Origin of the sequence: Pseudomonas sp. 31 R 17, assembly GCF_900004915.1 — a bacterium.
GTDB classification, from domain to species: domain Bacteria; phylum Pseudomonadota; class Gammaproteobacteria; order Pseudomonadales; family Pseudomonadaceae; genus Aquipseudomonas; species Aquipseudomonas orientalis_A.
The window spans coordinates 125097-137889 of record NZ_CVTN01000062.1; the positions used below are offsets into that span (position 1 = coordinate 125097).

Sequence of the window (12793 nt, forward strand, 5' to 3'; positions counted from 1 at the left end):
GCCATGAGTTCTGCCTCTCTTATAAAGACTCCGCCCGAAAAGGTGCGGGTCAACGGTTGGGTGTTCTACACCTCCACCGCGCTGATTCTGTTGTTGACCGCCATTCTGATCATCGCCCCGCAGGAGGCCGGGCGCATGCTCGGCGTCGCCCAGGCCTGGCTGTCGAAAAGCTTCGGCTGGTACTACATGGTGGTCATCGCCGCCTACCTGGTGTTCGTGGTCGGCCTGGCGTTTTCGTCCTATGGCAAATTGAAACTGGGCAGCAAGGACGACACCCCGGACTTCAGCTACGGCGCCTGGGCCGGCATGCTGTTCTCGTCGGGCATCGGCATTTCGCTGCTGTACTTCGGCGCCTCCGAGCCGCTGGATCACTACTTCAACCCGCCCGAAGGCGCGGCTGCCAGCAATGGCGCGGCACGTCAGGCCCTGCAACTGACCTTCCTGCACTGGGGCCTGCATGGCTGGGCGATCTATGCGCTGGTTGGCCTGGCCGTGGCGTACTTCGCGTATCGCCATAACCAGCCGCTGGCCTTGCGTTCGGCGCTGTACCCGCTGGTGGGCGAGCGCTGGGTAAAAGGCGCGGCCGGCCATGCAGTGGATGGCTTCGGTATGTTCGTGACCCTGCTGGGCCTGGTGACCAACCTGGGGATCGGCTCGATGCAGGTCTCGTCCGGGCTGGAAAACCTGTTCGGCATGCAGCACAGCAACACCAACCTGCTGATCGTGATCATCGTGATGAGTACCGTGGCGACCATCGCTGCGGTGTCGGGCGTGGAGAACGGCATCCGCCGCCTGTCCAACCTCAACATCGTGCTGTTCAGCGGCTTGCTGATCTTCGTGCTGCTGTTCGGCCCGACCCTGCATTTGCTCAACGGCCTGGTGCAGAACACCGGTGACTACCTCAACGGTATCGTGCTGAAAACCTTCGACCTCTACGTGTATGAAGGCGATGGCGCCAAGACCGAACGCTGGATGGGCCTGTGGACCCTGTTCTACTGGGCCTGGTGGATTTCCTGGGCACCTTTCGTGGGCATGTTCATTGCGCGTATTTCCCGTGGGCGGACCGTGCGTGAACTGGTGGCCGGCGTGCTGCTGATCCCGCTGGGCTTCACCCTGGCGTGGTTGTCGATCTTCGGCAACTCGGCGCTGGACCTGGTGCTGAACCACGGCGCCGTGGAGCTGGGCAAGACCGCGCTGGAACAACCGTCCATGGCGATCTACCAGTTGCTTGAGCATTACCCGGCGTCGAAAGTCGTGATCGGTGTGTCGATCTTCGTCGGCTTTGTGCTGTTCCTGACGCCGGCGGATTCCGGCGCGGTGATGATGGCCAACCTGTCGTGCAAGGGCGGCAACGTGGATGAAGATGCGCCGCACTGGCTGCGCATCTTCTGGTCGGCGGTGATTACCCTGGTGACCATCGGCCTGCTGTTCGCCGGCAACTTCGAAGCCATGCAGACCATGGTGGTGCTGGCGGGGCTGCCGTTCTCGGTGGTGCTGATTCTGTTCATGTTCGGTTTGCACAAGGCCATGCGCCAGGATGTGGCCGTCGAACAGGAGCAGGCGCAGCTGGCTGAACGCGGGCGTCGCGGCTTCAGCGAGCGCTTGACCGCACTGGACCTGCAACCGAGCCAGGGCACCGTGCAACGCTTTATGGACAAGCACGTCACGCCGGCGCTTGAAGAAGCGGCGACGGCGTTGCGTGAACAGGGTTTGCACGTGCAGACGCTGCTGGGCAAATCCAAGCGCTGCATCGGTGTGCGGATCGAGATGGAAGAGGGCAATCCGTTTGTCTACGAAGTCAGCCTGGATGCCTACTCGTCGGCGCCGGCTGACTTGCCTGAAGAAGAGCGCACGCGTTATTACCGTGCCGAGGTGTACCTGCACAACGGGCCTCAGGAATACGACCTGATGGGCTTCACCCAGGAGCAGATCACCCGGGATGTGCTCGATCAGTTTGAAAGCCATCGGCAACTCCTTGGCCGGGTCTATAGCTGATAGTTGAAGCCTGATGGTGCCTTAAATGTGGGAGGGGGCAAGCCCCCTCCCACATTGTGCTTTGCAGTGTTTGCTAGCCCAGGTTCTTGCCCAGCAGGGCATGGTAGAGCTCGCTGTCACCCAGGATGCCCACCACCTTGTTGTTGTCATGCAGCACCAGCTTGTTGCCTGTCTGATAGCGAATCTGCAACGCATCGCGCATGCCGATGTTGGAGTCCACCAGGGTCGGCACCCGACCCAGACCTTCCACCGCTTGCCCCGGCGCCCAGTTCTGCAGGTTCATCACCACGCCGTTCTGCCGCGCGCCCTGGATGGTGTTGCCTTCGGCCAGGTCCAGCCAGGAGTCGCCGCCCGGGTCCAGGCAAACCGAACCGTTGACCCGCGTGCAGTTGTCCAGCGTCCGCATCAGGCTGCGGCCGCACAGCACGTTCAGCGGGTTGGTGTGGGCGACGAAGGTGCGCACATAGTCGTCCGCCGGGTTCAGCACGATCTCTTCCGGCACGCTGTACTGGATGATCTTGCCGTCTTTCATGATCGCGATGCGGCTGCCCAGCTTGAGGGCCTCGTCGAGGTCGTGGCTGACGAACACGATGGTCTTGTTAAGCTTGCGCTGCAGTTCCAGCAGTTCATCCTGCAGGCCCTGGCGAATCAGCGGGTCGAGGGCGGAGAAGGGTTCGTCCATCAGCAGGATATCGGCGTCCATCGCCAGCGCACGGGCCAGGCCGACGCGCTGTTGCATGCCGCCGGACAGCTCGTCCGGCTTCTTGTTGCGCCATTGGGTCAGGCCCACCAGTTCGAGTTTTTCATCGACCAGCGTGCGCCGTTCCTTTTCCGGGCGGCCCTGCATTTCCAGGCCGAAGCTGATGTTCTCGCGCACCGTCAGCCAGGGCATCAGGGCGAATTTCTGGAACACCATGGCGATGCGTTTGGTGCGCATCATCTTCAGCTCGGCCGGCGTGCAGGAGGCGATGTCGATCTGGCGCCCCTCGTGCTCGACAAACAGTTGGCCACGGCTGACCGTGTTGAGGCCGTTGATGCAGCGCAGCAGACTGGATTTGCCTGAGCCCGACAGGCCCATCAGCACACAGATCTCGCCTTTCTCGATATCCAGGCTGGCGTTTTCCACGCCGACAATCTGCCCGGTCTTTTTCAGGATTTCGTTACGGCTCATGCCCTGGTCCAGCAGCTTGAGCGCTTCGCGTGGGTCTTTGGAAAAGATCACGTCGACTTTGTCGAATCGGATAATGCTCATGCATCACCCCCTACTTTGGCGTCGGGTTGTTTGCAGATACGGTCGAGCATGATGGCCAGCAATACGATTGCCAGGCCCGCTTCAAAGCCCAGGGCGATATCGGCCGTGTTCAGTGCGTTGACCACCGGCTTGCCGAGGCCGTCGGCACCCACGAGCGCCGCGATCACCACCATCGACAACGACAGCATGATGCATTGGGTAATGCCGGCGGCGATGCTCGGCATGGCGTGGGGCAGTTCAATGCGCGAGAGCAACTGGCGGCGCGAGCAGCCGAAGGCCTTGCCGGCGTCCATCAGCTCCTGCGGAACGTCGCGGATACCCAGGTAGGTCAGGCGGATGGGCGCGGCAATCGCGAACACCACGGTGGAAATCAGCCCGGGCACCACACCCAGCCCGAAGAGGGTCAGGGTAGGGATGAGGTAGACGAAGGTCGGCACGGTCTGCATCAGATCGAGTACCGGCCGCATCATGGTGTAGAACATCGGCTTGTGCGCGGCAACAATGCCCAGCGGCACGCCGATGACCACGCAGACCAGGGTGGCGAACAGCACCTGGGCGAGGGTTTCCATGGTTTCCTGCCAGTACCCCAGGTTGAGGATCAGCAGGAAGGAGGCAATGACGAACACCGTCAGGCCCCATTTGCGTTGAATAAAGTGAGCCAGCAGCGCAATCAGACCGATCAATGCCAGCGGATTGAACCAGGTCAGCGCAAACGTCACGCCGTGGATCATCGTTTCCAGTGTCGATGCGATTGCGTCGAAGTAGTTGGCACCGTGTTGGGTCAACCAGTCGACGAAGGCAGCGATGTACTGGCCTAGTGGGATTTTCTGTTCAGTCAGCATGGTAGTGAATGTCCACATGCGAAGGGGAATACATCCCGGGGCAGCGCACCGCCCCGGGGTCAGCGGGGCTTACTTGGCGAGGTAAGCCTTGACGGCATCGAGTCCTGGTTTGCCATCGACGGTGGTGACACCGGCGAGCCAGGTGTCGAGCACTTGCGGGTTCTTCTGCAGCCAGGCCTTGGCGGCGGCGTCGGCCTTCATCTTGTCGTCCAGGACGTTACCCATCAGGGTGCTTTCCATGTCCAGCGTGAACACCAGGTTTTTCAGCAACTGGCCAACGTTGCTGCATTCCTGGGTGTAGCCCTTGCGGGTGTTGGTGTAGATGGTGGCCTGGCCGTAGTTGGGGCCGAACGAATCGTCACCCCCGGTCAGGTACTTCATCTTGAAGCGGGTGTTCATCGGGTGCGGTTCCCAGCCCAGGAACACGATGGCCTGGTTGCGCTTTGAGGCGCGTTCAACCTGGGAGAGCATCCCGGCTTCACTGGATTCGACCACCTTGAAACCGGCGGTCTTGAGGCCGAAGGCGTCTTTGTCGATCAATGTCTGGATGGTGCGGTTGCCGTCGTTGCCCGGCTCGATGCCGTAAATCTTGCCGCCCAGCTCATCCTTGAATTTGGCGATGTCGGCGAAGTCTTTCAGGCCCTTGTCATACAGCGCCTCGGGCACCGCCAGGGTGTATTTGGCGTTCTCCAGGTTGGCGCGTACGGTTTCCACGGTGCCGGCTTCGCGGTACTGCTTGATGTCGTTTTCCATGGTCGGCATCCAGTTGCCGAGGAAAATGTCCATGTTCTTGCCGTCGGCCAGGGACTTGTAGGTCACTGGGACCGAAATCATCGTGGTGCGCGGCTTGTAGCCCAGGCCCTTGAGGATTTCGCTGGTGGTCGCGGTGGTGACGGTGATGTCGGTCCAGCCGACATCGGAGAAGTTGACGGTCTTGCACTGTTCCGGTTCTGCGGCGTGCGCCATGACCGGCAGACTCAGCATGGCGGCCAACAACAACGAGGGTGAACCTTTCATCGGGGTAGACTCCTGTGTTTTTTCTGGCGGCATTCGCCGCGCTTTATAGGTGCTGCTATTGGAGTGTGCGTTGGACAGCTCTGGCACGGTGCCTTGCAAACGAGTCGTGACTGATCATGTACCAGTGAAAATCTGACGCCTACAGGGGGCGTCGTATCCAGTACAGGGAGGGTCGCATCCAGTACCGATGACGTCGCTTACAGATTTTTCCAAAGGTAAAACCGCTGTTTTTACCCTTCTGCACCGCAAAAAACGCCCAAAACAGGCCATTACACGCGAGCGACGCTGGTGAGCATGGATGCGTCGGTGTGAGACGCCGTGAGCGGCCGCAAAAGCCTGATGATGCGGCCATCTGGGCGATCTGAGCGTAGCACCTCGTTCAAGCCTGGCCGTGCTTATCGAGGAGTTCTACCGCAATGGCTATCAGTGTTTTCGACCTGTTCAAGATCGGCATCGGGCCTTCGAGTTCTCACACCGTCGGCCCCATGCGCGCCGCCGCGCTGTTCGTTCAAGGCTTGCGCGAGCGTGATCTGTTGGACCAGGTTCGGCGCGTCGAGGTGCAACTCTACGGCTCCTTGTCGGCCACCGGCATCGGCCATGGCAGTGACACCGCCACCATCATGGGCTTGATGGGCGAATGGCCGGACGCAATCGACCCGTCGCAGATCGGCGTGCGTATTCACACGCTGCGCGAAACCGGCACCTTGTTGCTCGACGGCCGTCTGCCGGTGCCGTTCGTATGGTCACGGGACATGCGCCTGCTCGACGAAAACCTGCCGTTCCATCCCAATGCCATGACCCTGGTGGTGTGGGGGGATGACGGCGAGTTGCACCGCGACACCTACTACTCGGTGGGCGGCGGCTTTGTGGTGGATGAAGCCCAGGCGCAAAGTGGCGTGGCCGATATGGACGGCACCGTACTGCCTTACGATTTCTCCAGCGCGGCCGAGTTGCTGCAGCTGTGCAAGACCCACAACCTGCGGGTCGCCGAACTGATGCTGGCCAACGAGAAAACCTGGCGCTCCGAAGAAGAAATCCGCAGCGGCCTGATGAAACTCTGGCGTGCCATGCAGGATTGCGTGGAGCAGGGCCTCAAGCACGAAGGCATCCTGCCCGGCGGTCTCAACGTGCGCCGTCGCGCTGCCAGGCTGCACCGCAGCCTGCAGGAACTGGGCAAGCCGAATGTGATCGGTTCGACCTTGAGCGCCATGGAGTGGGTCAACCTGTTCGCCCTGGCGGTCAACGAAGAAAACGCCGCCGGTGGGCGCATGGTCACCGCACCCACCAATGGCGCGGCGGGGATTATTCCGGCCGTGCTGCACTATTTCATGAAGTTCAGTGAAGAAGTGACTGAGGCCAACGTGGTCGACTACCTGCTCGGCGCGGCGGCGGTGGGCATTCTGTGCAAGAAGAACGCCTCGATCTCCGGTGCCGAAGTCGGTTGCCAGGGCGAAGTGGGTTCCGCCTGCGCCATGGCCGCAGCGGGCCTGGCCGAAATTCTCGGCGCCACGCCGGAGCAACTGTGCAACGCTGCGGAAATCGGCCTGGAACATAACCTGGGCCTGACCTGCGACCCGGTCGGCGGGCTGGTGCAAGTGCCGTGTATCGAGCGCAATGCGATTGCAGCGGTCAAGGCGATCAATGCGGCGCAGATGGCCTTGCGCGGCGACGGCCAGCACTTTATTTCCCTGGACCGGGTGATCCGCACCATGCGCGATACCGGGGCGGATATGCACGACAAGTACAAAGAAACGTCGCGCGGCGGGTTGGCGGTCAGCGCTGTTGAGTGCTGAGACCGCGTCGCCTGCATCGGGGGCAAGCCCCCTCTCACAGGGGAACGCATTTCAACTGTGGGAGGGGGCTTGCCCCCGATAGCGCTAGTGCGCTCAATATTGCTCACAAAGTGAACACCCCAACCAAAACCGCCACCTTTTAGCGCGTCGCAAATAGATAAGTAGCCTGCGAACGATTTACCCCTCCGTTACCCGTCCCCCGTGCTTTGGGTGACAGACTTTTCCTACGCCCGCAAAGCGCCTTCCCACAAGTGCTACCGTTCTGCTCACGGCCCTTGAACACCCATCCTGTGCGTTATATCCCACGTTTAATGCGCGGGCTTATATAGACGCGTCAACAGGTCGTTTTCAGGATTTGTTGAATGGCCATTCAAATTTAGGCATGGCATTTGCTCTATCAATTCAAAGCCTCTGTCCTTGCAAGGGATGAGCGCAATAACAAGAGCCTCGCCTGAGGCCATCACCCGCTTTGTGTGAGGAGATACTGTGATGACGTCGTCCAACTCCGGGGGCCAACCCCAGAACCGTGCGCCTCAATCCATCGGCTTTTTGCTGCTGGACAATTTCACGCTGATTTCCCTGGCGTCGGCCGTGGAACCGCTGCGCATGGCCAACCAGCTGTCCGGCCGCGAGCTGTATCGCTGGACAACCCTGAGTGTCGACGGCAACCAGGTGTGGGCCAGCGACGGCCTGCAGATCACGCCCGATGCCGCGATGCACAAGGCCCCGGTGCTGGACACGGTGATTGTCTGCGGCGGCGTCGGCATCCAGCGCACCGTCACCCGCGAACACGTGTCGTGGCTGCAAAGCCAGGCGCGCCAGTCCCGGCGTCTCGGGGCGGTGTGCACCGGCAGTTGGGCCCTGGCCTGCGCAGGTCTGCTCGATGGTTTTGATTGCAGCGTGCACTGGGAATGCCTGGCGTCGATGCAGGAAGCGTTCCCCCGCGTAGCCATGAGCACCCGCCTGTTTACCCTCGACCGCAACCGCTTCACCAGCTCCGGCGGCACCGCGCCGTTGGACATGATGCTGCACCTGATCAGCCGCGACCACGGCCGTGAACTGTCGGCAGCGATCTCCGAGATGTTTGTGTACGAACGCATCCGTAACGAACAGGATCACCAGCGCGTGCCGCTCAAGCACATGCTCGGCACCAACCAGCCCAAGCTGCAGGAAATCGTTGCGCTGATGGAAGCCAACCTGGAAGAGCCCATCGACCTGGACGAACTGGCGGTGTACGTCGCCGTGTCGCGTCGCCAGCTGGAGCGGCTGTTCCAGAAATACCTGCACTGTTCGCCGTCGCGCTACTACCTCAAGTTGCGCTTGATCCGTGCGCGGCAGTTGCTCAAGCAGACACCGATGTCGATCATCGAAGTGGCGTCGGTGTGCGGGTTTGTGTCCACGCCGCATTTCTCCAAGTGCTACCGCGAATACTTCGGCATTCCGCCACGGGATGAGCGCGTAGGTTCCAACACCACCCAGCAAGTGGCGATGATGCCGATTCCCCAGGCACTGGTGTTGTCACCGCTGTCGGGGCCGATGTCGGCGTTGAGCCAGGCGCGCAATGAGTCGACGTTCGCCAGCGTACGGCTTTAAACCGAGTTGTCTGTATCGGGGGCAAGCCCCCTCCCACAGGGAAACGCATTTCAAATGTGGGAGGGGGCTTGCCCCCGATAGCGATCCATCAGGCGCCAGAGTTCTGCTTGAACTGCATCAAAGCCGGCAACAACTGCTTATCGATCGCCTGCCGCACCGCCGGCAGAATCGTCGCCTTGCCGGTGTACATCTGTTCCACCATGCCCTTGAGCGCCCTGGCCCGCGCTTCGCTCAAACCGCGTACCGCACACTCGCATGCCTGCTCGGCCGTGGCACCGCTGGACACTTCAAAACCCAGCGAGCGCAGTTGGCTCAGCAGGTCATCCTGGTCAATCAAATCCGCGTGCATCATGACGTTTATCCTGGTGTAGGGAACGGTGATTGAGCTCGATTCTGGTAGGCCCCCGGCCGGTGGGCAAGCGCAGAATCGAGCAATGCCTCGGATGGCTATGAACAGGTCGTTTTCGGGTTACTCAGGCCTGCAAGTAATGGGCACACTGGCGCCAGGCACGCAGCTTGATGGTTTGGTCACCCTCGGGATGCACGGCTCACACAAGGCACCTCTGCCCCGATCCAGTCACGGCTGGTTCGGGGCTTTTTTTGCCGGCAAACCGATGACCCGGCCGAGCAGGGCGGGCCGTGGCAGCTCGGCCTGTGCAGCGCTGATTGCGGTGAGCTTGTGCAGCGTGGCCTCAGTGAACGGCGTTGCGTGCGGACCGGCCAGGTTGACATGCAGCAGCATCTGTTCGTTGCCGGCCAGCTCCTTTTCATCACCCAGCAAATGCAGGCTGTGATAGAGGTGCAGGCGCTTGGCATCAAAGGCGATCAGTTGGGTGCGCACCTCGACCTCGGCCCCCAGCTTCACTTCGTGCAGGTAGTTCAAATGCAGTTCCAGGGTGAACAGCGAGTGGCCACTGGCTTCGCGGTTGTCGCTGTCCAGGCCCAGGGTGTCCATCAACGCGTCGGTGGCGTAGCTGAAGATCAGCAGATAGAACGCATCGCGCAGGTGGCCGTTGTAGTCCACCCAGGCGGAGAGGATTTTGGTGGTGTAGGTGGTCATTGCAGGCATGAATTCATACTCGGTCAAAGGTGGGAGGGGGCTTGCCCCCTTCCACATTCTGCTATTCGGCGAAGGTCATGCCGTGTTTGGCTTTAGTAACCTTGACGGCCTCCAGCACCGCCAGCAGGCAATCATCACGATAGCGCTCCAGCGCCGAAATGCTGTGGCTGCCCAGTTGGTCGCTGGTGCCGGCGACCACATCATCAATCAACGTGTCGGTCAATTCGGGCGCGGGCAGATACGTCCACGGCAACTGCAATGCCGGGCCGAACTGCGCCATGAAGTGGCGCATGCCCGCGTCGCCGCCCGCCAGCGTGTAGGTGAGGAAGGTGCCCATGAACGACCAGCGCAGGCCTGCGCCAAAACGAATCGCATCGTCGATTTCACCGGTGGTCGCCACGCCATCGTTGACCAGATGCAGCGCCTCGCGCCACAGCGCTTCCAGGAGTCGGTCGGCAATAAACCCAGGCACTTCCTTGCGCACGTGCAGGGGGCGCATGCCGAGGGATTCATACACCTTGATGGCGGCCTGGATCGCCTCCGGCGCGGTGCGTTTGCCGCCCACCACTTCCACCAGGGGTAACAGGTACACCGGGTTGAAGGGGTGGCCGACCACGCAGCGTTCGGGGTGGGTCGAATCCTCATAGAATTCGCTCGGCAACAGCCCTGACGTGCTCGAGCCGATCAACGCATTCGGCTTGGCTGCCGCACTGATCTGGCGGTGTAATTGCAACTTCAGCTCCAGGCGTTCCGGGGCGCTTTCCTGGATGAAGTCGGCGTCCTTGACGCACGCTTCGATGGTGCTGACAAAGCGCAGGCGATCCTGGGAAGCGCCCGGGGCCAAGCCTTGTTTCTCCAGCGCGCCCCAGGCATTGGCGACACGCTTGCGCAGCGCCGCCTCGGCACCGGGCGCCGGGTCCCAGGCAACGACATCCAGGCCGTGGGCGAGGGCGCGGGATACCCAGCCGCTGCCGATAACACCGCTGCCGAGGGCGGCGAAGGTTTTGATTTCTGTGATAAAGCGCATGGGTGCATTCCTAAAGAGTTTGGTGATCCCCTGTGGGAGGGGGCTTGCCCCCGATGGCGGTGCGTCAGTCGATGCATTCGTTACTGATCCACCGCCATCGGGGGCAAGCCCCCTCCCACATTTTTTATCCGCGCTTGGTCAGGCCCATCTTCACGCGGCCTTCAGCCGGGGTCATGACCCGTGCGCCCAGGCGGCTGAGGATTTCACCGGCGCGTTCGACCAGTTGGCTATTGGTGGCGAGCACGCCCTTGTCCAGCCACAGGTTGTCTTCCAGGCCGACCCGCACGTTGCCGCCCAGCAGCACCGCTTGCGCTGCCATCGGCATTTGCATGCGGCCAATGCCGAAGCCGGCCCACACCGCGTCGGCGGGCAGGTTGTCGACCATGGCTTTCATGGTGGTGGTGTCGGCCGGAGCGCCCCACGGGATGCCCAGGCACAGTTGAAACAGTGGGTTGTCGAGCAGGCCTTCCTTGATCATCTGCTTGGCGAACCACAGGTTGCCGGTGTCGAAGATTTCCAGCTCGGCCTTTACGCCCAATTCCTGGATGCGCTTGGCGCCCGCCCGCAGTTGCGCCGGGGTGGACACGTAAATGGTGTCGCCATCGCCGAAGTTCAGGGTGCCGCAGTCCAGGGTGCAGATTTCCGGCAGCAGTTCTTCCACATGCGCCAGGCGTGTCAGCGGGCCGACCAGGTCGGTGTTGGGACCGAACGCCATAGGGTGCTCGCCGCCGCCGATCTCCAGGTCGCCGCCCATGCCGGCGGTGAGGTTGACGATGATGTCGATGTCAGCCTCGCGGATGCGCTCCATCACTTCGCGGTACAGCGCCACGTCGCGGCTGAACTTGCCGGTGTGCGGGTCACGCACATGGCAGTGCACCACGGTCGCGCCGGCCTTGGCCGCTTCCACGGCGGCGGCCGCGATCTGTTTGGGGGTGACCGGTACGTGCGGGCTTCTGGCGCTGGTGTCGCCAGCACCGGTGAGTGCGCAGGTGATGATGACGTCGTGGTTCATGGGACGGTTCCTTACAGGCGTGGTGGTGCCGTTCGCGGCCTCAAATGGCCGCGAAACGGTGATTCGGAGAAGGTTATTTGCTGGTCAGTTTCAGGTTGGCGGCAGCGGGTTTGCCATCGAACGTGGTCACGCCTTGCAGCCAGCGCGCCTGATCTTGCGGGTGATCCTTGAGCCACTGCCGGGCCGACTCGATAGGGTCCTTGTGATCCAGCAACGGCTGCATCATCCGGCTCTCGTCGGCGGCGGTGAAGGTCAGGTTGGTCAGCAGTGTGTGCACGTTGGGGCATTGCTCGGCGTAGGCCGGCGCCGTGACTGTCCACACGGTGGCCATGCCTTCGTTCGGGCCCAGGGCGTCGTCGCTGCCGGTGAGGTAGGTCATGGCGACGTTGACGTTCATCGGGTGCGGCGCCCAGCCGAAGAACACCACGGCTTCCTTGCGGCGTACCGCACGGTCGACGGCAGAGAGCATGGCCGCTTCACTGGATTCAACCAGTTGGAACTTGCCCAGGCCGAACTGGTTCTTGGCGATCATCGCCTTGATCTGGGTATTGGCGCCCGAACCCGGCTCGATGCCGTAGATCTTGCCGCCCAGCTCTTTCTCGAACTTGGCGATATCGGCAAAGGTCTTCAAGCCCTTGTCCGCCAGGTAAGTGGGGACGGCGAGGGTGGCGCGGGCGTCTTCCAGGCTCGGTTTGTCGAGCACCTTGACTTGCCCGGCGTCGACGAACGGCGTGATGGTCTGGGTCATCAGCGGGTTCCAGTAGCCTAGGAACAGGTCCAGGCGCTGGTCGCGGATGCCGGCAAAGATGATTTGCTGGGAGGCGCTGGTCTGTTTGGTTTTATAGCCGAGGCCGTCGAGCAACACCTGGGCCATGGCACTGGTGGCGATCACGTCGGTCCAGTTCACCACGCCCAGGCGTACGTTCTGGCATGAAGCGGCATCCGCTGCCATGACGTGGGTGCTCAAAATAGCGCTGACGCTGAGTGCAAGCACGCTGCGGCTGATCAGTCGGTTCATGGTGGAGCCCTCGGCAGGTCGTTATTGTGGGGTCCGGCGTCTTTGTGCGCCGTGCAGCCAAGTTACGTATCTTCGCCAGCGCCGAAACGCACAGCGGCGACCGGCTCTTGCACTGCAGCGACCTGCGCGCTTGAATCCGTCCTTGAACGGGAGTATCACAGTGCCACGCTGGTCGTCCCACGAG

General features: G+C 61.8%; 11 protein-coding genes. 3 read left to right on the forward strand and 8 right to left on the reverse strand.

The window, feature by feature from the left end; translation table 11 throughout:
• Positions 1–60 precede the first annotated feature (60 nt).
• Entirely contained in the window at positions 61–1995 is a 1935-nt protein-coding gene (locus BFP89_RS10545) for a BCCT family transporter (protein ID WP_256097341.1), read from the forward strand.
• A 73-nt stretch (positions 1996–2068) separates the two neighbouring features.
• On the opposite strand, the gene choV is transcribed toward BFP89_RS10545, so the two are convergent.
• From choV to BFP89_RS10560, 3 genes are all read right to left on the reverse strand, one after another.
• Positions 2069–3247 (reverse strand): choline ABC transporter ATP-binding protein, encoded by a 1179-nt coding sequence (gene choV, locus BFP89_RS10550; RefSeq protein WP_065885424.1) that lies wholly within the window; start codon positions 3245–3247, stop codon positions 2069–2071.
• Positions 3244–4089 (reverse strand): choline ABC transporter permease subunit, encoded by an 846-nt coding sequence (choW, locus tag BFP89_RS10555; RefSeq protein ID WP_003194913.1) that lies wholly within the window; start codon positions 4087–4089, stop codon positions 3244–3246. Before choW ends, choV begins: the two co-directional genes overlap by 4 nt.
• 69 nt (positions 4090–4158) lie before the next feature.
• Entirely contained in the window at positions 4159–5106 is a 948-nt protein-coding gene (locus BFP89_RS10560; RefSeq protein ID WP_065885425.1) for a choline ABC transporter substrate-binding protein, read from the reverse strand.
• A 416-nt stretch (positions 5107–5522) separates the two neighbouring features.
• On the opposite strand from BFP89_RS10560, the gene BFP89_RS10565 reads away from it, so the two are divergent.
• Both BFP89_RS10565 and BFP89_RS10570 read left to right on the forward strand, forming a co-directional pair.
• A complete protein-coding gene (locus tag BFP89_RS10565) occupies positions 5523–6899 on the forward strand; it encodes an L-serine ammonia-lyase (protein WP_065885426.1) in 1377 nt (458 codons plus the stop codon).
• A 489-nt stretch (positions 6900–7388) separates the two neighbouring features.
• The gene (locus BFP89_RS10570) at positions 7389–8492 is read left to right on the forward strand and encodes a choline metabolism transcriptional regulator GbdR (RefSeq protein WP_065885427.1); all 1104 of its coding nucleotides are present in this window, start codon (positions 7389–7391) and stop codon (positions 8490–8492) included.
• 88 nt (positions 8493–8580) lie between these two features.
• Here BFP89_RS10570 and BFP89_RS10575 read toward each other — a convergent pair whose 3' ends face one another.
• The 5 genes from BFP89_RS10575 to BFP89_RS10595 form a co-directional block, all read right to left on the reverse strand.
• Complete coding sequence (locus tag BFP89_RS10575; RefSeq protein ID WP_065885428.1) at positions 8581–8844, reverse strand: hypothetical protein; 264 nt, start codon at positions 8842–8844, stop codon at positions 8581–8583.
• Between the two features lie 225 nt (positions 8845–9069).
• A complete protein-coding gene (locus BFP89_RS10580) occupies positions 9070–9561 on the reverse strand; it encodes a thioesterase family protein (RefSeq protein WP_065885540.1) in 492 nt (163 codons plus the stop codon).
• 52 nt (positions 9562–9613) lie between these two features.
• Positions 9614–10579 carry an L-carnitine dehydrogenase gene (locus tag BFP89_RS10585; protein WP_065885429.1) on the reverse strand — a complete coding sequence of 322 codons (966 nt, stop codon included), beginning with the start codon at positions 10577–10579 and terminating at the stop codon, positions 9614–9616.
• Positions 10580–10703: 124 nt separating this feature from the next.
• The gene (locus tag BFP89_RS10590; protein WP_065885430.1) at positions 10704–11591 is read right to left on the reverse strand and encodes a 3-keto-5-aminohexanoate cleavage protein; all 888 of its coding nucleotides are present in this window, start codon (positions 11589–11591) and stop codon (positions 10704–10706) included.
• Between the two features lie 73 nt (positions 11592–11664).
• The gene (locus tag BFP89_RS10595; protein WP_065885431.1) at positions 11665–12609 is read right to left on the reverse strand and encodes a choline ABC transporter substrate-binding protein; all 945 of its coding nucleotides are present in this window, start codon (positions 12607–12609) and stop codon (positions 11665–11667) included.
• Positions 12610–12793 lie beyond the last annotated feature (184 nt).